At 57.1% G+C, this 20,625-nt stretch carries 18 protein-coding genes and 1 pseudogene; 13 read left to right on the plus strand and 6 right to left on the minus strand.

Annotated features, from left to right (window positions below; translation table 11 throughout):
* Window positions 1-513: a gluconokinase gene (locus tag ACZ1GM_RS10615; protein WP_472676430.1), complete on the plus strand. Its 513-nt coding sequence runs from the start codon at window positions 1-3 to the stop codon at window positions 511-513.
* Here the strand turns inward: ACZ1GM_RS10615 and ACZ1GM_RS10620 are convergent.
* Together ACZ1GM_RS10620 and ACZ1GM_RS10625 are read right to left on the minus strand one after the other, a co-directional pair.
* Window positions 502-1,869 carry a GntP family permease gene (locus ACZ1GM_RS10620; RefSeq protein ID WP_472676431.1) on the minus strand — a complete coding sequence of 456 codons (1,368 nt, stop codon included), beginning with the start codon at window positions 1,867-1,869 and terminating at the stop codon, window positions 502-504. The two genes, ACZ1GM_RS10615 and ACZ1GM_RS10620, sit on opposite strands and share 12 nt — an antisense overlap.
* Entirely contained in the window at window positions 1,869-3,608 is a 1,740-nt protein-coding gene (locus ACZ1GM_RS10625) for a DUF5060 domain-containing protein (protein ID WP_472676432.1), read from the minus strand. Before ACZ1GM_RS10625 ends, ACZ1GM_RS10620 begins: the two co-directional genes overlap by 1 nt.
* Before the next feature lie 506 nt (window positions 3,609-4,114).
* On the opposite strand from ACZ1GM_RS10625, the gene ACZ1GM_RS10630 reads away from it, so the two are divergent.
* Together ACZ1GM_RS10630 and ACZ1GM_RS10635 are read left to right on the plus strand one after the other, a co-directional pair.
* Window positions 4,115-6,970: a S8 family peptidase gene (locus ACZ1GM_RS10630; protein ID WP_472676433.1), complete on the plus strand. Its 2,856-nt coding sequence runs from the start codon at window positions 4,115-4,117 to the stop codon at window positions 6,968-6,970.
* 67 nt (window positions 6,971-7,037) lie between these two features.
* Window positions 7,038-9,653, plus strand: coding sequence for an EAL domain-containing protein (locus ACZ1GM_RS10635; RefSeq protein ID WP_472676434.1), 2,616 nt, complete (start codon window positions 7,038-7,040; stop codon window positions 9,651-9,653).
* A 583-nt stretch (window positions 9,654-10,236) separates the two neighbouring features.
* Here the strand turns inward: ACZ1GM_RS10635 and ACZ1GM_RS10640 are convergent.
* From ACZ1GM_RS10640 to ACZ1GM_RS10655, 4 genes are all read right to left on the minus strand, one after another.
* On the minus strand, window positions 10,237-10,935 hold the full coding sequence (locus ACZ1GM_RS10640) for a hypothetical protein (protein ID WP_472676435.1): 699 nt from the start codon (window positions 10,933-10,935) through the stop codon (window positions 10,237-10,239).
* Window positions 10,936-11,613: 678 nt separating this feature from the next.
* The gene (locus ACZ1GM_RS10645) at window positions 11,614-12,228 is read right to left on the minus strand and encodes a T6SS immunity protein Tdi1 domain-containing protein (RefSeq protein ID WP_472676436.1); all 615 of its coding nucleotides are present in this window, start codon (window positions 12,226-12,228) and stop codon (window positions 11,614-11,616) included.
* A 191-nt stretch (window positions 12,229-12,419) separates the two neighbouring features.
* On the minus strand, window positions 12,420-13,115 hold the full coding sequence (locus ACZ1GM_RS10650) for a transposase (RefSeq protein WP_472676437.1): 696 nt from the start codon (window positions 13,113-13,115) through the stop codon (window positions 12,420-12,422).
* An 18-nt stretch (window positions 13,116-13,133) separates the two neighbouring features.
* Window positions 13,134-13,415 carry a hypothetical protein gene (locus ACZ1GM_RS10655; protein ID WP_472676438.1) on the minus strand — a complete coding sequence of 94 codons (282 nt, stop codon included), beginning with the start codon at window positions 13,413-13,415 and terminating at the stop codon, window positions 13,134-13,136.
* 477 nt (window positions 13,416-13,892) lie between these two features.
* On the opposite strand from ACZ1GM_RS10655, the gene ACZ1GM_RS10660 reads away from it, so the two are divergent.
* The 10 genes and pseudogenes from ACZ1GM_RS10660 to ACZ1GM_RS10705 all read left to right on the plus strand — a co-directional run bounded on the left by ACZ1GM_RS10660 (window position 13,893) and on the right by ACZ1GM_RS10705 (window position 20,572).
* Window positions 13,893-14,612 carry a flagellar hook-basal body complex protein gene (locus tag ACZ1GM_RS10660; RefSeq protein ID WP_472676439.1) on the plus strand — a complete coding sequence of 240 codons (720 nt, stop codon included), beginning with the start codon at window positions 13,893-13,895 and terminating at the stop codon, window positions 14,610-14,612.
* A complete protein-coding gene (locus ACZ1GM_RS10665; RefSeq protein WP_472676440.1) occupies window positions 14,609-15,382 on the plus strand; it encodes a flagellar hook basal-body protein in 774 nt (257 codons plus the stop codon). The genes ACZ1GM_RS10660 and ACZ1GM_RS10665 overlap by 4 nt, the downstream gene beginning before the upstream one ends.
* Before the next feature lie 10 nt (window positions 15,383-15,392).
* A complete protein-coding gene (locus ACZ1GM_RS10670; RefSeq protein ID WP_472676441.1) occupies window positions 15,393-16,055 on the plus strand; it encodes a hypothetical protein in 663 nt (220 codons plus the stop codon).
* Window positions 16,052-16,633 (plus strand): flagellar basal body L-ring protein FlgH, encoded by a 582-nt coding sequence (locus ACZ1GM_RS10675; RefSeq protein ID WP_472676442.1) that lies wholly within the window; start codon window positions 16,052-16,054, stop codon window positions 16,631-16,633. Before ACZ1GM_RS10670 ends, ACZ1GM_RS10675 begins: the two co-directional genes overlap by 4 nt.
* Window positions 16,633-17,747: pseudogene (gene flgI / locus ACZ1GM_RS10680) on the plus strand (flagellar basal body P-ring protein FlgI). Before ACZ1GM_RS10675 ends, flgI begins: the two are co-directional and overlap by 1 nt.
* 22 nt (window positions 17,748-17,769) lie before the next feature.
* A complete protein-coding gene (locus ACZ1GM_RS10685; protein ID WP_472676443.1) occupies window positions 17,770-18,114 on the plus strand; it encodes a flagellar basal body rod protein FlgB in 345 nt (114 codons plus the stop codon).
* Between the two features lie 2 nt (window positions 18,115-18,116).
* Window positions 18,117-18,557: a flagellar basal body rod protein FlgC gene (gene flgC, locus ACZ1GM_RS10690; RefSeq protein ID WP_472676444.1), complete on the plus strand. Its 441-nt coding sequence runs from the start codon at window positions 18,117-18,119 to the stop codon at window positions 18,555-18,557.
* On the plus strand, window positions 18,554-18,907 hold the full coding sequence (gene fliE, locus ACZ1GM_RS10695) for a flagellar hook-basal body complex protein FliE (protein ID WP_472676445.1): 354 nt from the start codon (window positions 18,554-18,556) through the stop codon (window positions 18,905-18,907). Before flgC ends, fliE begins: the two co-directional genes overlap by 4 nt.
* A 17-nt stretch (window positions 18,908-18,924) precedes the next feature.
* Window positions 18,925-20,184 (plus strand): flagellar basal-body MS-ring/collar protein FliF, encoded by a 1,260-nt coding sequence (fliF, locus tag ACZ1GM_RS10700; RefSeq protein ID WP_472676446.1) that lies wholly within the window; start codon window positions 18,925-18,927, stop codon window positions 20,182-20,184.
* A complete protein-coding gene (locus ACZ1GM_RS10705; RefSeq protein WP_472676447.1) occupies window positions 20,177-20,572 on the plus strand; it encodes a hypothetical protein in 396 nt (131 codons plus the stop codon). Before fliF ends, ACZ1GM_RS10705 begins: the two co-directional genes overlap by 8 nt.
* Window positions 20,573-20,625: the final 53 nt, after the last annotated feature.

Raw genomic sequence — 20,625 nt, forward strand, 5'->3', positions numbered from 1 at the left:
ATGGAGGAGCGGCAGCCACTCGCGGTTGTGCTCATGGGGGCGAGCGGTTGCGGAAAATCCACACTGGCGATGTCGCTGGCCCGGAAGACCGGCGGCGCGATGATCGAGGGCGACGACTATCACTCGCTGGAAGCGCGCACCAAAATGGCGGGCGGTACGCCGCTTACTGATGCTGATCGCGTGGGATGGATCGGTCGGCTTACTGGTGCGATCCAGAGATCGGGCAACACGCTGGTGTGGCTCGCCTGCTCGGCGCTGACACCGTATGTTCAGGGGCGCCTGCGCGAAGAAAGTGGTCGCGCCGTAAAGTTCATTCTGCTTGATGTGCCGGCATCGGTACTTCGAGCCCGAATTGACAATCGAACAGATCACTTCATGCCCAGCTCCCTCATCGACAGCCAGCTAGCTGCCCTGAGCGAACCAGAAGATGCGATCCGCATTGATGCCGACCGATCTTTGAGTGCGGTGCGTGCGGACGTCCTGTCGGCGCTAGGCTTCGCCTCAAACGAATAGGCTCACCAAAACAACGACCACAAACCCGGTCAGACCCACTAACGTCGATGCAATCGTCCAGCTACGCAACGTCTCGCCCGCTGACAATTCGAAATAGCGTGACACAAGCCAGAACCCAGAATCGTTGACGTGGCTCGCCATGCTCGCACCAGAAGCGATTGCAATTGTCAGCAGAGCGAGATCTATCGCCCCCAATCCCGCAGCAGCGGCGACGGGCGCGATCAAGCCAGCAGCGGTCAGCATCGCCACCGTGGCTGAGCCTTGAGCAACGCGCACCATCAGGGCGAGCAGGAAACCGGCAAATAGCGGCGCAATGCCCATGCTGAGCATGTTTTCAGCCATCATCGCCCCCGCCCCGGTATCCACCAGCACTTGCTTGAATGCCCCGCCTGCGCCGGTAACCAGCAGGATCACAGCGGTCGGCTCAAACGCTCGTCCTAATGTGTCTTTCACGCGCGCTTTCCCGGCATCGTCGCGCGCGCCGAGAATGAAAGACGCGCAGATACAGGCGATTATGAGAGCCACGAAGGGGTGCCCGACTAAGCTGAGAATTTGAGACGCAGCCCCCTCCCACGCCAGCATCTTCGCAAGTGCGGCCATGACAATCAGGACGATCGGTATGATAATGGCCAACGCGGCCTTCGCAGCCAGCCCTTCGTCAAGCATGACCTGCGCTGGCGCCTCTCTTTCGGCGAAGAACGCCGAACCGTCCGGAATGAATCCCCGCGCTTCTGCAACGCGGACATATAGCGGCCCGGCCACAATCATCGCCGGGATCCCAGCCATTAATCCGCATAGGATCACAAGGCCAATATCGGCGCTCAAAATGTCGGCCACCGCGACTGGGCCGGGTGTTGGCGGGATAAATGCATGTGCCACCGCCAAACCCGCCAAAAGGGGCAAGCCAAAGTAAAGCGGATGCTTCTTAGCCTTCTGAGCTAGCGAGAGAACCAGCGGAAACAACAACACCAACCCGACATCGAAAAACACCGGGATTGCGATGATCAAGCCAACCACACCCATCGCCCATGTTGCCGGCCCTGCATCACGCCGTCCGATAATCGCGCTTGCCAGGGCCCGTGCACCGCCTGATGCTTCGAGATAGGCACCCAGAATGGCGCCCAACCCAACGATCACCGCAATAAAGCCGAGTGTGCCGCCAAAGCCGTTTGCAATCGATTCGAGCACCGCCTCGGGCGCAAGGCCCGCTGCGAGGCCCGTTGCCAATGCTGCACCGAGCAGCGCGGCAAAGGCGTTCACCTGTCGCTTGATGATGAAGAACAGCAAGCCAGCAACACCGGCGAGCGTTGCCAATAAAGGGCGCGATGCGCCCATCCATTCGATAAGGTCTGCCATCACTTCTCCACCTCAGCCCGCTCAAGCAAGACAACCCAATCCTTAGATTCCGGCTGCGCTGTAAGCTGAGGCGGTAGTCGATCAGCGGACACGGAGAGCTGCCCCGTTCCCTCCTGAAATTTGCCGCTGAGTGGATCGAACCAACGAGCGTCGTATACTCCCGGCGCAATATCGCCAGGCGCAAGCTTGGGCGTCTCACCACTAACATAGGCCGCGTAAATCAGCCCCTGTTTGCCGAGGCAATATGCCTTGCTCTGGCACGGTTCCATTTCCACAAACGGTAGCTCGTCGCGAAAAAGACTCAGCGCAATGCGCGTCTGCCGCCACAGCTCAGCGCGACTTCGCCAGTCCTCGGTGGTGAGATCGTTGCCCTTCTGATGCGCGCCGAAATACCATTCAACGCCAGAGCCCCCGGCAAGCAATGCCCCCCACAAGGCGTGACGACGCAGGCTGTCGTGTGTCGCATCATCCTCGTCTGCACGCGCGCCCACTTGCCACATGCCAATCTCATCCATTCCGATAACCCAACGCCGCCCCGCATCGCGCGACAGGCCATGCCATTTGCGAATCTCAGCATTCACAGTGGTGCGATCGGCGACCTGAAAAGAGAGACCGTCAAGGCCCGGATACCCAAGCAGCGGCGTAAGGATCGCATCCTTGTCAGCCGCCTCCGAATGGGTGTGAAGCAGAACGGGATGGCGATAGGGATCGTGCCGCGCAAAGAAATCGATCATCGCCTTGCGCTGCGCGTCATTCTGTCCTTCCGGACGCCAGTGAACGGGGCCATTCTCCTCGCCGAGATTCCAGAACAGCAGCGGGTGATGGCCAAAACGCGCGATCAGTTCGTGGAAATAGAGTTGGCGCACACGCTCGGTGTCTCCACTGTCCAAAAGCAATTCATTTTCAGTTTCTTGCAAGACAATGTGGAGGGCGATTCCATGTTTCTGCATTTGTGAGAAGACGATGTCCCATTGCGCCAGCTTACTGACGTCAAACCGGGTTGGGTCCTCTGGATCGCGCCATGGCCAGACATCCCGGCCATCTCCATCAACGTTGAACGTCAGAAAATAGGCGGCATTCATGCCCTCAGCCGCAAGATAATTGACGGCCCCAATCAACCCCTTACCTTTGCCGCCCTGCCAGGTCGGGTCGCCAGGCCGCCAATCGCGGACATGCGGGGCGAAAGTATGCAATTCCCCGTCGACTGCCGCCTCTCCTTCACGATTGGCGGCGGCCACGCGGTAAGTCCCATCGAAATCGACGTAGCCAAGAAGGTTCTCCGGGCTGTTTGCCCCGCCCTTGAGCCAAGGTGTACCGTCGGAATGCACCAGCTGATGGCTCGAACGGCGGACAATCCCATGCCTATACGCACCGCCTGCCAAATCGGCAGGAGTATCAACTCGAAATGCTCCCTCATCACTCGATATGGGAACCCCTACGCCCACGAGAGCATCATCGCTAAGCGCTACGCCCACACCGCGACGCAATTCCGCTTGGTATGACCAATCACCTGCGAGGTTCGGTGTGAAGCGGACGCGCCAAATAGAGCCACTCTCTGCGCCCGTCTCTGCCGCATTGCCATCGGCGGCGTAAAAGCCCCGAACGCGAATTATCTCGCCGTCAGGGCCATGAAAATTCACGAAAAGTCTGAAGTCTGTGAATGGGTTGGCCGCGTCAGTTTCGCTCGTTTGCGGGCCTGTGAAGTCGAGTTCGAGCGCCTGCCACTGATCCACCTGCATGGCGCGCTGCGTCGCTGGAGATAAAACCTCAGCCCCCGCTCGTGTGGACTGAGGAGAGTGACAGCCCCCAAGGATGCCAGCAGCAACAATACAGTGCATATCGAACTGCGGCCCCGGGTCACTCTATCAACCATCCGAACTCCCCATACTGATCACCGTCAGCCTCATCCCCGAGCTTTGATAACGTTGTCATAGAGGAATGCAAGCTCCGAGAGAGTGACGTCACTCAGGCAGAACGCCGCGATTCTCATCACCGCGAATTGAACGGAGATTTGCAAATATTTCTTACACCTCAGATGATTTCGAGGTCAAATTACAAATTCAGATAACTTATAGATTATCGTTTTATCTTTATGATCTGTATGCTTTTTAATGTCGAAAAAGTGAGAATTTAAACTCACGTTAAGTGATATTGGAAACCCATTCTTTGCTTAGTCCGAGAGGGAACTCGCAACACCTTACCGTCCATAGAGACCGTGGGATTGACCACCTTATTGGATTGAATCATGCGTAAGCAAAACATTGGACACACCGCGCGACTAAGCGCCTCTGCCTTGATCGTAGGAGCCATGCTGGCGACTTCGAGCATTGTGGCAGCGCAGGACAACGGTGGCGGGGATAACGGCCAGAACTCGGAGCAGAGCGCAGAAGCCGACGCTGCTGCTGAAGAGATCGCGCCGCTATATGGCAACATCAATCCTTTCTACGGGAATATCAGCCCGTTCTGGGGGAACATCAGTCCTTTCTATGGGAACATCACGCCGTTCTGGGGCAATATCAGCCCCTTTTACGGTAATATCAGCCCGTTCTGGGGCAATATCGATCCTTTCACTGAGTCGAATAACAGCGCCGCACCACAATGGGGCAATATCCAGCCGTTTTGGGAAAGCGCCGGCGCACAGTGGGAGTCCACCAATTACGCATGGAGCAAAGGTTGGTACAATAGCGCCTCTAACAGACTAAAGGCGCTCGCGTCCCAATCAAAAGTGACTTGGGCCGCCGCCGTCACTGAGGCAACGGGTCAGTCATTTGAAGCAGGCTTCCTGAATCCGCTCTATGCCAAATATGGCATTGATCCGAACGACCCCTCGAGCCTGGCCAAGCTGGACGCGCCCAAGCGCGCGCAATTCTTCTTGGATTGGTATGATGGTCTGATGGATTTCTCTGGCCTCGACCGGGTCGATCACTGGATGCAGACTGCCAACTGGACACCTGCCGTGACTCAGCAACAGGGTTCTGGCGAGCACACCGTGGTCGGCATCCTCGATGGCGCCGTTACCGGTGACATCGATCTGGAAGATAACATCATCTCAGCCACAGGCTTCAAGCATGGTGTTGAAGGTCACGGCATTGGCGTTGCCAGCCTGATCGTTGCTGCGCATGATGGCGCAGGCGTTATGGGTATCGCACCAAACGCCAAGGTGGCACTGCACAACCCGTTCAACCAAAACAACAGCGCAGGTTGGAACGACATTCGCAACGGCATCCAGCAGCTGAAACTGCGCAATGCCACCGTCGTCAACGCGTCGCTTGGCGTACCGGGCAAGACACTTTCGTCGGCCTGGAACGAGGTGTTCGGCCATGTTTCTGTGAAGCCGCACAATCACGACACGCTGTATGTTCTGGCGGTCGGTAATGACGGTTTGACCCAGACCAGCGACGTTGAGTGGGGTAACTCGCTCGACACCAGTTTCCTGGTCGTCGGCTCAGTTGACCCATCAGGCAACATCTCAACCTTTTCCAACCGTCCCGGTGACGCATGCTTGCTGAACAAGGGTGTTTGCGACGGTTCAGGCGGCATGCTGAAGGATCGCTTCCTTGTGGCACCTGGCGAGCTGTTGCTCGTGTCAGATGGCCAGGGCGGCACTGTGCGCCGCACCGGAACATCTTTTGCGGCACCGCTGGTATCAGGCGCAGTTGCGCTGCTTCATGATCGTTGGCCTTGGCTGGCGCAGAACCCAAAGGCGAGCGCGCACATCATCCTGAACTCTGCTCGCGATCTGGGCGAAGAAGGCGTCGATAGCGTTTATGGCCATGGCCTGCTCGATGTGACTGCATCGCAATCGCCGCTGGACTACAACAACCTGCGCTTCTTCGAAGAGCAGAACGGTCGCTATATCGAGCACAGCCGCGCTGCGCTTCAGGCCGCCGGCGTACAATCAACATGGGAAGCCGACGGCGTTCACTTCGTTCTGTACGAATATGTCGCAGGCACCGCACGCGACTTTGCCGTGCCGCTGTCTACTCAGCTTAGCGGCTCGATGGTTACCTATTACGGTGCCCCTCAGCAGTATCAGAATTTCCTGACACAGGGTCTGACCGACTTCGTGAGCGGCAACGGCTTTACTGACGTTGCTCAGTTCACCACGCCAGACCGCGGCGGTTGGCAGATGTCAGTCGCGGCGGCCAGCCCGGTCGCTTACCTGTCAGACCGCAGTTCCAGCCCCATTCCACACTCGGCCATCCGTGCAATGGCACCAGGCGACAAGGTCGGCTTCACCGCTGGTCATGGTTATGGTGCGATGGCTCTGGGTACCGAGGCTGGCTTCGGCCTGAGCAGTGACTATGCCAGCGATGGCGGCGTCAACCCGCTGCTGGGTCTTGCATCAGGCGGTAGCTTCTTTGCTGCTGACATGGCTGTCGCGAAGGACACGAAAGTGACCTTTGGCTTCACCAGCCGCGAAGAATCTGCCCTCGACAGTCTGTCACTGCGCGATGTGCAGCAAGCAGCTCTGCTGGGGCGTGAAGACTACACAGCGAACGCAATGAACGTCCGTGTGACACACAAGGCGAGCAAGAATGTCAGCCTGTCTGTAAATTACACCAATCTGCGTGAGGACAATGCGTTGCTGGCCGTGCAGGCGGAAAACAACCTGCTGCGTGATGGTTCTCAAAGTGAGACTCTGACGCTTTCAGGTACTGCTGAATTGCCAGGCAAAATAACATTGTCCGCCTCAGCAACGGGTGGTCGCAGTGAGACCGTAGACAATACGCAGCAACTGACCACGGCCAATGGCGGCGTGTTGACTTCGGCATTCGCTCTGTCAGCCACCAAAAACGGCGTGCTCGGCAAGAATGACCGCCTGCGCCTGTCGGTGTCGCAACCGATGCACATTGAGCGCGGTGAGCTAAACTTCGCATCTGTCGAAGTCACTGACCGCACCTCCGGTGAATTCGACCGCGTTGACCGCCAGTTCGACATTGGCACGTCAAAGCGCCTTGTCAGCGGCGAGATGATCTATGCGACTCCTCTGTCGGGCACGAATGGTGAATTCAGCTTCTTTGGCCGCGCCACCATGGGTGACGAAACCGATGATCGCACGGGCGTCACCGCAGGAGCGCGCTTCCAACTCAAGTTCTAAAAGGGCCGTTTACCAATCCCTCAGAATTTGTCGCTAGGGCAAGTCATTGGATTTTTTGGGGGTAGGAATGTCCGTTCCACTGAGAGGCATAGGATTGGTTATAGCGCTCGGGCTCGCAAGCCCGGCGCTCGCCAGCCACCCCGCGCACAGCGACGACGCCCAAGATGGCTTCAGTCCGGCAGCTACTGAAACGCCGCGAAACTTTGCCGCTGCTGTTGATGCTGCCAAGGCGGCAATGGTTTCCCAACCCGCCGACGCTTTGATCGAAGCCCGCAATGCGCGCACACTCGCAGTTCATTTCGAAGGTAACGAGCGCGAGCTTAAGATTGCGACTGCAAGCTGGCTCGAAGGCGAAGCTTTGGTTCGATTGAACCGGCCACAAGAAGCAGAGCCCATCCTTGCGCAAACACTCGCAACGATTGAACAGATTGATCCTGAGAGCAAACTCCATGCTGACTTGCTCAAGTCCAATGCCGGAATTGCAGGCCTGTCAGGCGATGTCGCAGGCGCTATGCAGTCTTTGCAAGAAGCCCACGCGATTTATCTCAAGTTAGATGATGGCCGCTCGCGCGCGATCGTTCTTCAGAATATCGGCTCAATTTATGCGAGCGCAAATGATCATGAGCAGGCCCTACGCTACTACGGTCTGGCACAAGAGGCCTATTCGCAAGATCCGATGCTGACACTTACTGCCAGCAACAATCGCGGAAATTCCCATAAAGAGCTCAAGAACTACGCGGCTGCAGAGGATGCCTATCAGGCTGCGCTAAAGTCTGCGTCTGAAATTGGCAGCCCGCTGCTCGAAGCGCGCATCCTGACTAACGTCGCGTCTGCGCAATACATGCAGGGGCAATTCGACCGGGCCGACGAAACCTTACGATCAGGGTTCGAGCGCGCACAGGGTGAAGCCGAAGATTGGCGCCCCTTCCTGTGGGGTGTGAGTGCGCAGGTCGCCCAAGCCCGCGGTCAGACGGAGCGCGCACGCGAGCTTTTTGCGAAAACCTTCGCTGGGCAGGACCTCAGCAGCACGACCGTGTTGTTCCGCGATTTTCATGCGACTGCGCATTCGCTCTATTCCGATATAGGTGAATATGAGACCGCCTTGGAGCATCTCGCAGCACAGAAGCGTTTGGATGACGAGGCACGCGAAGCCGCAGCCTCCACCAACTTTGCTTTGATGAATGCCAAGTTTGATGCCGCGAACCAGGAACTGCGGATCGCCCAGTCCGAGCAGGAACTGAGCTCGCTCAAGCAATTCATAACCGCCGCCGCCATTGCCGCTGCTATCGTCATTCTCGCCATTCTTTTCGCGCTGTTTTCAAACAAGCAGGCCAAGCGACGCGTTGACGAAGCCAATGAGCGGCTCACATACGCATCGCGCCATGACGCGCTGACCGGTCTGGTCAATCGCGCCTATTCCCGCGAATTGCTGGACATCGCTATCCAAGGGCGTCCGCAAGCTGACTCCGACTATGGCTTGCTGCTGGTCGACCTTGATCGCTTCAAGCAAGTGAACGACACGCATGGTCACGCAGGTGGTGACCAATTGCTGGAACAGGTAGGGGAACGGCTGACCAAGATAGCCGGTGATCGCGGTGTCGCGGCACGTTTGGGCGGCGATGAGTTTGCGGTCATCGTGCAATCCGGCGCATCAACCGAAATGCTCTGCGAGTTGGGAGAGGCAATCGTCGAAGGCCTGGACGAGGCTTTCGAAGTCCTCGGCTCTTCCGTTATGATCGGTGGCTCTGTGGGCTTTGCCATTGGTCCGGCCAATGGGGATAGCGTCGACAAGCTTGTCCGCAATGCCGACCTCGCGCTGTACCAGGCGAAGAGTCAGGGGCGCGGCTGTGCCATTGAATTTGAAGACTGGATGGCACGACTCGCTGGCGAAGCTGGCCTGCTGGAACAGGATTTGCGCAAGGCAATTTGCGACGGCGAACTCTCACTCGCCTTTCAGCCCATTTTCAACGCCGCAACTGGCGATGTTCGTGGCCGAGAGGCGCTGTTGCGGTGGCACCACCCTACCCGCGGCACTGTCGCTCCATCGACCTTCGTGGCCGTTGCCGAGCATGCTGGCCTGATCGAACCGATTGGCAGTTGGGTGCTGCGCGAGGCATGCCGCACTGCGCGCGATTGGCCAGCGGAGCAGAAGGTCGCGATCAACGTATCCGTCGCACAGCTTAAAACCGGCAATTTCGTCGACACGGTCGTCAACGCTCTGGCGTGGAGCGGGCTTGATCCGCAGCGGCTCGAGCTTGAGATTACCGAGAGCATTTTCCTCAGCGAAGACATTGACCCGAAAGCCATTCTCGCGGGTCTGCGCAGCCTCGGCGTCACGCTGTCGCTCGACGATTTCGGCACGGGCTATTCCTCACTCAGCTATCTTCAGCGCGAGGTGTTCTCGACGCTCAAGATCGACCAGTCCTTTGTCGCGCGCGCCGTCGCGGATGACGGGGACAGCGTGGCCATCGTTCAGGCGATGCTGGATCTGGCCAAGAACTTCCGCATGGAAACCGTCGCGGAAGGCGTTGAGACCGAGGCGCATGCTGAGCTGATGCGCGAGCTTGGCTGCACGTATCTTCAGGGCTTCCACTTCGGCCAACCCGAAGAGATCGCACTGAAAGGCGATGGCGAGCTGGTGACCATGAGCGAGACAACACCCCTGCGCCGCGACGCTGCGTAGTTTGTTTGCGCACGGCGTCCGCTGTGCGATATCCTCGGCCCTAACGGGCCTGCGGACGCCCTTTGGGCTTGCGGTCACCTAGTCGGTGACCGTGCTCCGCCAACAAGCCTCATGTCTCTGGCTTGAACAAGTCCGGCGAGCTACAAGCGAGCCGCAGGCGCGACTGCCCGTCCGCAACGGCGTGGACTTGTCCGTAAGCCGCGAGGATATCGCAGCACGGAGGTGCTGCGGACAACAGGAACCCAGCACGATGTAGGGCTCCCCCTCGTCGCATCCCTACTGGATGGAACACATGGAACACGGTCCTGAGGCCAAAACTTCTGGCTTTGAAAGTTGGGGTTGATGGCGGTCTCCTGTGACGGCGAAAAAGGACCAGCCGCTTACCACCAAGCCGATATGTAGGAAAATGCAACGCCGCCGCGTTGTGTCACATGGTGACGTAGGCCCGGTTGGACGAAGCGGGCGAGGCGGCTCATCGCGCTTGGCTATATCGCAGCGCGACGAACGTCAATCAAGTGCACTATCACCATAATCGTAATCACGTAATCTGGAATTAAGCAATGTCCCCTGAGTTACCGACCAATCAGACTGTTGGCTCTAGTCTCGCCATAAGTTTCGACAAATCCTCGTTAGTTGGATCATTTGCTAAGAGACGATCCTTAGATATCACAGAATAGAGTGGACGCAGATCGTACCCGTGATCCAATAGCAAGTTCAATTTTGCAAACTTCTTCGCATTCAAAAGCCCAATGACGACGCCTGGACTAGAAGATGCCTCCTCTAAATCAAGGGTCGCACCTCGTTTCGCCAACAAATCAAACATGGCCCAATCCCCTGATTCGAGATAGTAATACCAAGAAGCGAGCATGGGCACCAAACTTTCTCCTTGATGGACATCTTCGGGATTTGCGCCTGCTTTCAATATAGTGATGACTAGCCGTGTATCACCAGTCAAGACCGCAATGGCCAAAACTGAAAACCCGTTCACAACTGCATTGGGATCTGCTCCTTCAGCCAAAAGTTTATTGATCAGGTCTTTGTCTTCACATGCTACAGCGTATGCTAGTCTGTGATCTAGAGCATCGTGATCTGCAATAAGTGGCGGCTGCGAACTTCCACCGAAAACACGAATTGGCTCGCGTTTTTGGCACGCAACTTTGAAATTTGAGTTCATCTGCATGTCGTCGGTCTCCGCTCGGCTGCTCAGTCGCTGATCTTGGTTACCACACGCTGCTGCAAAGAAGAGAGGTAAAAGGCTCATCTTTGCAAGCTCTTCAATCATCTTCACAACCTTTCAGATCGCTTTACTTACCTTGAGCGATTTGCATACCTACTGGCAAAGATAATGTCGAGCAGATGTGAACCAACGGTGCCCTGATGTCCCGCTTGGAAATCAATCTGACTTGCACCCACATCATAGCCGTAAGGTGCGAGTTCCCGTACATTTCCCGGGTAGGCACCGCAAGTTCCGGGGACGGTATACTTAATTGCAATGCAGTTAATCCTCCCTTGCCTTCGGCCCTCGCTTCATCGGACGCAGACGTCTCCCAATAGCGTCCTCTTGCTCAGCAAGCCATTCCTCCACCGCGAGCGGCCTGCCCGTGCGCAATCCCAGCGCTTTTCATCACAGAAGGACACGGGCAGGCTCCCATGCCGCACTAAATCATTCGGCGAGCTATGCCCGGCAGGACGCGTCAATTAAGTATACCGTCCCCGGAACTCTGGAACTCTGAAAAAGAACCAGCCGCTTACCACCACGCCGCAATGTAGGAAAATGCAACGCCGCCGCGTTGTGTCACGTGATGAGGGGTGCCGGGTAGGACGAAGCGGGCAAGACGGGCCATTGGGTTTGGTTATGTCGTTTGCGAGAACACGTCAATTACGTATACCGTCCCCGGAACTTGCGGAACTTGCGAAAACGCGTCAAAATTTATATCGTCCCCAGACCTCCAGCGAACTCTTACTGTTTTATCGCAAAGCGCGTGCCGGAGGACGCCGATTTAGCTTTCTCAATCATCTGTCCGCTCAACTCCCAATAAACCTCGACATCCCATATCTCCAGGTTTTGAATCTCGTCTTGACCACCGAGAAAGAGCGGGATCTTGTAACCAATGCACTTATCATAGTCTGGGGCCGGTCCACCAGCACAAAGCCAGCTCGAGTAGAACTCAATAGCCAAAGCTGCTTCACTAAACGAGATCAGCTCTTCGGTATGGAACGTGGCCAGATTGCAGGGGATCTCCAAAGCTTCGCCCGTCCCTGGTTCAAACATCAATACGGCTGGAGAACCACTTTCACTTCGATGCTTGTCGGTTGCAAACATGCGGCCCAGCCAATCAAAAGCGAATGGAATTGCGCGATCGCTATAGGAAGGAAAAGCATGATGAATTCGACTATTCCAGTGATCAACGTCGGTCCTGCCTATTGTTCTGTAAGCTGCATTGCCAAAAGACATACCTCCATAGACAGATAGGAACTCGTCTACCTTGGGCACAATTGCCGCACCAAACGGACTGCTCACCAACTCTGCAGTTCCATCGTCCGCAGGAAACTTGGCCAAAAATTCGTCAAACATCCTAATCTCCGATACTTATGGTGCCGATCCTCGTACCGTAAGGAAGATCTTTGGTTTGATGATATATCTGGGATCCCAGACTTCGATTCACACTCAAATCCAATTGCCACAAATTGTCAATTGTATCTAACCCACCAAGTTGCAAATCCTGCAGGGAATTCCGGGGACGGTATACTTAATTGCGATTGCAGTTAAGCCTCCTTCGGTTTTGGCCCGCGCTTCATCGGACGCAGGCGCCGGCCAATAGCATCCTCCTGCTCGGCAATCCACTCCGCCGCCGCGAGAGGCCTGCCCGTGCTCAGCCGCGCTTCAATAGCCTCAGCCACCTCCTCACCCGCTGCATCTACACCGCCCGCCTCCAAACCATAGCGCAACATCGCCCGCCAGCTTGGGACGGCTCCGCGCAGTGCCTCCATATCGGTCAGCGGATCGAGCCGTGTCCGCCTCCCTTGCGCATGGCTTTTCGCGCTAGACCATGGCCAGTCCTCGGCGCGGTCCACCATTCTCGCCGCAACGGGATTATTCTCGACATAGCGCACCGCGACCATCATATGCGCGTCATCCATCGGGTAGCTGGCGAAGCGCCCCTGGAACAAATGCCCCCGCCAGCCCTCACGAAAGTTGATCATCCGTGTGTAACGCCGATGCGCCTCGCCCAGCGTCGCGCGCAGACCATCTTCATGCGTGGGGACCAGGATCAGGTGGACGTGGTTGTCCATCAGGCACCAGGCGAGGCAACGGGTATTACTCGCTTTTGCAGCGTCAGCGACCAAAGCGAGATAGTCGATCCGATCATCGTCGGAGAAAAACACCGGCAGGCGCCGGTTGCCGCGCTGCGTCACATGATGGTGAACGTTGGGAATGACGATACGAGCAAGGCGGGCCATTGCCTATGGATAAGCCGCTCACAAAGGCGCGTCAATTATGTATACCGTCCCCGGAACTGCCCCCGGAACTGCCCGGAACTGCCCGTCCCCGGAACTGCCACGCGAGATGATCAGATTACCGGTCGCAGCATTGACCGAAATACCTTCGCTACCTCGTCCGGTCGCCGCGCTGCCTAACGTTCCCGCTGAGCCCAGAGTTGTTGCTGAACTCCTCGCAAAACCTGATCCCAGGCCAGTAAAAATCGCTGTCATTTTGGTCCCTGCCGGATTGTCAAAGGCGCGACTGAAATGCGCACTCATTATTCAATCCGCTGATCTCGGAGTAAGTTTAGGAAAAAAATTTAAGTGATCGGAACGTCAGTTTAGATTTCGAATTGAATACCTATCTCAGCGAGATTTACTGAGTCGCAGGCATGACATGAGACACCTATTCAGTGAGTCGTTTTTAACGAATGTCGCACAGCTACAAATTTTATGTCGCGCGATTACAGTGCGATTCCTGCGTAATGCACCATATACACCTTATCCACAGGGTCATGCACATGGCAAACTCGATTACGACGGGTGAGTTGTGCAGCGCATCAATCGCAACTTTTTCTCTCGGCAATTTGTACGGGGACGACAAAAATCTCAGAATGTCAGGGATACCTGACATCACCCCAAATACTCACAAATGAAACGGGTCGGTGAATTTTTTTGAATAGGTCAGTTGACCAAAATCCTGTGATCAGTTCTTTTAATGACATCTTAATTACGATGTGAATTGAGGGACGGGGTATGGGGTTGCTAGAGACCGCTGCCGCCACTTTATTGAGTGGCGAGCGGCGAACAGAGATTGCTGCGCGTAATGTAACTAACGCGAATACTCCGGGATATAAGCGTGAAATCGCGTATTCTGAAGTAACAGAAGCCGCTTCTACACAAGCTCTGAGTAAAGCTGGCCTCGTAGAACAAGCCCCAACCACTGCGTCGGTTATACAATCGAGCCAAGGGACTTTATTAGAGACGGGGAACCCTCTCGATCTTGCGATCAACGGCAGCGGATACCTGTTGGTACGCGATGGGGAGCAGTTTGCGCTATCGCGTGGGGGTAACTTCGCTATCGGATCGGCAGGCGCTTTAATCGACCCGCTCGGGCGAATTGTTCAGGGCGCAGATGGCGGTGATATTGACCTTTCCAATACAGCCTCGCTCGAAATTCTGGCTGACGGAACGATTCTCGATGGCGAGGTTCCCATCGGTGCCGTCGGCCTGTTTGAGCCAGGCGAACTCACGCCTTCTCAGACGCTGACCGAAGCGCAAATTCCCATTCTTGAAATTTCGGGGACGAGCGAACTCAAACAGGGAATGATCGAGCGATCCAACGTGACCCTGTCCGACGAGATGGTCGAGCTCATGCGCAATCAACGGCAGGTTGAGAGCGGCGCGCAACTGGTCCGCGCATACGATCAATTGATAAGCCAGGCGATTTCCACATTCAGCAGGAGCGGGTCATGAACGGGGCATTCGAAGTCGGGGCAGTTTCATTGAAGGCGCAGCAGCGCGCGCTGGAAACGATCGCCAACAACATCGCTAACATTAACACACCGGCATTTAAGCGCGCCGAAGTGCAGTTTGCCGAGATCGTTACAAATAGCCTGGATCCCACGACAGAGACCGAGCGGCTCGCTCGTGAGAACACAGCGCTGAGCGGCGGCGTCCGCATGGCGACACGATCGATGATCTCGGAGATTGGCGAGCTGCGCACAACCGGATCGGCGATGGACATAGCGATTGATGGTCAAGGTTTCATCGAACTGATGGGACCGAATGGCGAGACGCTGCTGTGGCGTGGAGGTCGCCTGGATGTTGACCGCGACGGTTACTTGTCAGCGGCTGGCGGCACGGCGCTGCGTGCGCTGATTGCGGTTCCCGACGACGTTACGGAACTGACGATTGACCGGGATGGTGTAGTCCGCGGCGCTGGCAATGATGGCGAAGCGCTCGAGCTTGGCCAGATCATGCTGGTCCAACCGGAAAGCGAAGCTGACTTGGAACCGCTTGGAGGAGGCCTTTTCCGCCTTTCCGAAGGCACCAGGGCACTCGATGCAATGCCGGGCGAGGACGGCGTCGGGATCATCCAGCAAGGCATGATTGAGGGGTCTAATGTTGAGATGACAGCGGCCATGGTCGAAATGCTTGTGCTGCAGCGAGCTTACGCAGCCAGCGCGCAGGTGGTGCAGGCAGCAGACCAGATCTCCTCCATCACGAATAATCTGAAACGGTAGCGCTGCAGACATGACTATTGCCCTCGCCCTCTTGGCCGCGAGCACCGGATCGGCTGCTCCACCGCCGCAGATATTGCTCTCTGATCGCACGATCATGGCGAGCGATCTGGCGATCATAAGCCGCGGAAAAGAAGCGATTATTGGGTCACTACCGCGCGATACGAACAGCGTTGAGATAACGCCGGAAAAGGCCATGGAGCTGCTTTCAAAACGGCTCCCAGCGAGCAAATTCACACTGCGTTACCGCAGCGTGATACAACTTAATGCTCCGGCAAGATCGCTCAATCGTGGCGCATGTTTTGCAGCCGCTTCAGACATTGCGCGTGGTCAGATCATCGCGCGCGATCACGTTGAGGAAACACGTTGCAGCGACGATCACAAAAGCACCGCACTCACTTATGATCGGGAGCGTAAAGCGCCCGTCGCCAGATACTCCATTGACGCTGGCGAATATCTGGGATCGGTCAAGCCAGCTGCCGAAACCCGTATCGGCAAAGGCGAACGACTGACTTTTCGCACCGGTGCAGGTCCGGTGCTGATCGAGCGGCAGGTCGAAGCGCTGCAATCGGGCCGAGCTGGCGGGCGAATTTTTGCGCGAACCGACGACGGCGAAGTTATCTCGGCGCCGCTGCTCCACAGCCAAGATACCGACAATAAGGGGCCCGGCGAATGAAGCTGAAACGTGCCATTTTGTCGCTGCCGCTTCTCGCGGTGGCATTTTCCGGATCCGCCACCGCAGACCAGCTTTACAACGGTGATCGCTGGGCCGGTGTCGCAAGCGACAACAAGGCCGGGCAGATCGGCGATATTGTCACCATCATTATTTTTGAAAGCGCCAGCGCAACCAATCGCGTCGGCACGCGGTCGGGCAAGGATACTTCATTAGGCGGCGGTTTCTCCGGAGCCGGTGTCGATGAAACCATCAGTCTTGGCCTCGACAGCACATATCGCGGCATCGGGGAAACAGAGCGGTCTGACCGCTTTGTCGCCAGCATGGCCGCACAAGTCGTTGAGGTGATGCCCAACGGTGATCTGGTCGTGGTCGGCAGGCAGAACATGCTCGTGAATGGCGAGAAACGCGACATTGAGGTTCGCGGGCAAGTGCGCGCGGTGGACATCACCCCAAATAACACGGTCGCCTCCAGCCGCCTCGCCAATGCGCAGATCAATTATGACGGCAAGGGCTATGTCACGCGCAGCGCGAAGCCGGGTCTGATCAATCGTATTTTCAGCTTCTTGGGGATCGGGTGATGCGGATACTCTCGGCAATTCTGCTTGCCCTCGCGACGCTGGTGCCCGGCACCGCCGCGCTCGCTCAAGAGGTGCCACTTAAAGGGCTTGGTCGCTTCGACGGTTGGCGCGAAAACTCGCTGATCGGATACGGTCTGGTCACAGGTCTCGCCGGTACAGGCGACACACGGCGCAGCGAAGTCACGCGCCAGGCGCTTCGCAATGTCCTGTCGCGCCTAGGCACAACGGTCAGCGAAGATCAGATTAACAGCCGTAATGTCGCGGTCGTGATCGTTACCGCCACCCTCCCCCTTCGGCCAATCCGGGTGATCGGATTGATGCGGTGGTTTCTTCGGTCGGTGATGCGCGGTCGCTTGCTGGCGGCACGTTGTTGATGACCCCGCTGCTTGGACCAAATCAGCAGCCCTATGCGCTCGCGCAAGGCTCCCTGACAGTAGGTGGCTATGCGTTTGAGGCAGAGCTTGAACGTCAACAGCGCAACTTCCCAACCACCGCTGTTCTGCCCGATGGCGCGACAGTTGAATTCCCGGTCGATGCGCAAATCCTGAAAGACAATGGCGAGCTGTCCTTTTTGCTGAGCGAGGCGAGTTTCACCACGGCGGAGCGGATTTCCAACGCCATCAACGCATCGCAGGGGCGCGGTGTCGCTTACGTCAAAAACGCCGATGAAGTGATAATCCGCTATCCCGGTTCGCCCGCGCTTTTGTCAGCTTTCGTTTCGCGGCTCGAAAACCTGCGGGTCAATCCAGACATCAATCCGCGCATCGTCATTAACGAGCGGACCGGCACTATCGTCGCAGGGTCCGACGTGCGCATTTCCAGCGTGGTAGTGAGCCAGGGCGACATCAAAGTCACCGTGCAAAGCGACAGCTATGCAAGCCAGCCAAGCTTTATTTCCGGCTTCGCCAATGACGTATCAAGCCTGGTTGTCACTAACGTCGATCTCGATGTGCAGGAGGGGCAGAACGACACTGTCGCGACCTTCCCCAACACGACCGTTGGCTCACTGGTCGAAGGCCTCGCCCGATCACGCGTCGGCACTCGGCGGATCATTTCCATTCTTCAAGCGGTGAAAGCGGCGGGCGCCCTGCACGCTGAAATCATCGTTCAGTAACCCGGTATCGGAGGGGGTACATATGTCAGAAGTTTCGCAGATACTGACAATCAAGGCGATGGATGCGCTTGCATTGCGGCAGACCGCAATTGCCGAGAATATCGCCAACTCCGGCTCAGAGGCCTATGCGCTGAAATCGGTCGATTTTGAGGCGGAGCTGGGCAAAGCCGCCGAGGCCGGTCCAGAAGCGATCCGCGAATTTGTCGCCAAGATCGAACAATCCGGCCCGCAAATCTCTGGCGATGACATCCGCCTGGACCTGGAGATGCAGAGCGCGTCCTCTACCGCGATGAAATACGCTGCGCTGAGCGATCTGTTGGGTCGTCAAATGCAGATTGCCCGCACCGCCGTTCGTGGGGGGCAGTAATCATGGAAGCCATGGAAATTAGCCGCAGCGGCCTCGACGTTGAGTGGCAACGCCTGCAAATCATTGCGACCAACATCGCCAATATGAACACTACCCGCACCGCCAATGGCGGGGCCTATGTGGCGCAGCGATTGGTCAGCGGTCCGGTGCAGGACTTTCAGCAGATGGTCCAGAACCCGGATGGCTCGGGAAATGCGAACCAGCCCGACAAAGGCGTGATGGTTTATCAGATCGCCACCGCCAATGCGGGCACCAAGCAGGTCTATGACCCCAATCATCCGCATGCTGATGAGACCGGCTTGGTAACGGTTCCCGCGATCAGCCAGGCCGAGGAAATGTCCCTGATGATCAAGACGCAGCGATCATACGAAGCGAACCTCGTGGCCATGTCTGCCGCCCGTCAAATGTACTCCGCCGCTCTGCAAGTAGGACGCCAGTCATGAACGAGATTTCCGCAATCACCGCTGTGAGCGAAACCAGCGCAGCGGCTGCTGCGCCGACGCCATTCGATCCGGTCATGCAACTGCGCGAGGCGGCGCCCAATGCGCTCTCTACCGTGCCGCAGCCAGTCGAGGCGGACTTTTCCAACATGATCGCGGACAGTCTGGCCAAGATGGATTCCAAAGTCGCGCACGCTGACAAGATGGTCACGCAATTTGTCGTCGATGACAGCACGCCAATCCACCATGTGACGATTGCGCTGGAAGAAGCGCGTTTGTCCGTCGAGCTCGCCATGCAAGTGCGTCAGCGCTTCGTGGAAGGGTATCGCCAGCTCATGAATATGCAGCTGTGACGGGAAAGCACTGAGCCATGCCAACCGATACCCGACAACTGCGCCCGATATTGCTGATTTTCGCAGCCGTGGTCGCGATCCTCGCAATATTGTGGTTCGCATTTCTGCGCACCGAATATGTGCCAGCCTATCAGAACATCCGTGAAGCCGACGCCTCTGCCATCGTGACAGAGCTGGAGGATGCGGGGATTCCCTATCGGCTGGCCAATGAAGGGCATGATATTCTGGTGCCTGACGAACAGGCTGCACAAGCGCGCGTGGTTGTAGCTGGATCCAATGTTTCGATGGGCGGCACGGTTGGTTTCGAGCTGTTCAATGACAGCGATATGGGCCTCACTGAATTTGCTCAGAAGATCAATTTCCAGCGCGCCATGCAGGGGGAATTGTCGCGCACCATCATGATGATGGGCGGTATTGAGTTTGCCCGGGTCCACCTCGCCATTCCCGAACGCAGTGTGTTTCGTGCCGCGCAGGGCACGCCGACTGCGGCTGTCACCATCGAGATGGTCCCGGGCTTCCAGCTTTCCCCGCAAAGGGTTGGCGGGATCCGCCAGCTGGTGGCGTCCTCTGTACCGGGCCTCGCCACTTTTGACGTCGCAATTCTGGATGAGAATGGCGATCTGGTGAGTGCAGCCGCTCCCGTGTCTACCGAGGGCAATACGGCTCTGACTAGCGAGCGTGGAGCACTCGAAAATCTTTACACAATCAAGGCCCGCAAGGCGATTGAGGACGTGCTGCCAGGCATGCAGTTTGACCTGACTGTCGCAGCGCGTCCACGTGCCCCGGCACCCTCCCCTCAACCAGCCGACGAAGACGGCGAAGAAAACGCGGCTACAGCGCCGGTCCGCGCTGCGCCCGACCGCGAAACCACTGCTTTGCGAGTGCAGGTCCGCACGCCCCAATCACTGGGTGAAGAGGAGCAGGACGTCATCAAATCCGCGTTGGTTGATGCGTTGGAATTGGCTGAGCGTCGCGGTGACGTTCTGACATATACGACCGGCGCACTGACCGGCTCTTTACCGATCGGAGCACCAGTTCTTTCCGAAGCATCAAGCGCGATACCCGCGAGCAGCGAAGACGCTAGTGGCAGCTGGGCAATATCCGATGACTTCCTTGGCATGCTTCTGTCGCGCTGGACTATCATCATGCTGATTCTGCTGGGACTGGCCGCATTCGTAATCTGGCCCCGCCGCCGCCTCGCACAAGAGGAAGCAAGTGGCTTTGCTGAATTGCTGAAGAATGCCTCCGCTGAACGTCCCGGAGCGTCGCATGGCTGACCGCAATGACGCCCTCCCTGAATTGCTGGAGCGGTTCAGCAGCCTCGGCAAAGCCGACCGTAAGGCGGTTCTTGAAAGCTTTTCCGCAGAAGAGCGCGCAGCGTTTGAGAAAGCGGTTGCGGAGGAGGACGCCGAGCAGGCCGCAGAGGCAGAACGTCAACGGCGCGCGGATCGCCAGTTTCTTGGCTATTCTCCGTGGCTGGCCGACTTAGTTGAAGCGTCCGTTACAGGCGCAAATTCAACGCTCACACCCAAGACAGCGGATGTCCTGGCAAATGAACACCAAGCGATGATCAGCGCCCAGGGTGTAGAGCCTCGCAGCGGATGGCGCGGCGTGTTGAACCGTCTCTCTGAAATGCTCGGTCACTCGGGGGATGGCGCACGATGAACGTGTTGAAGCCCTCCTCTCACCAAACCCGCGCAGTACGGGCATTCCATTTC

It is taken from the genome of Qipengyuania sp. JB2-7 (genome assembly GCF_055693485.1).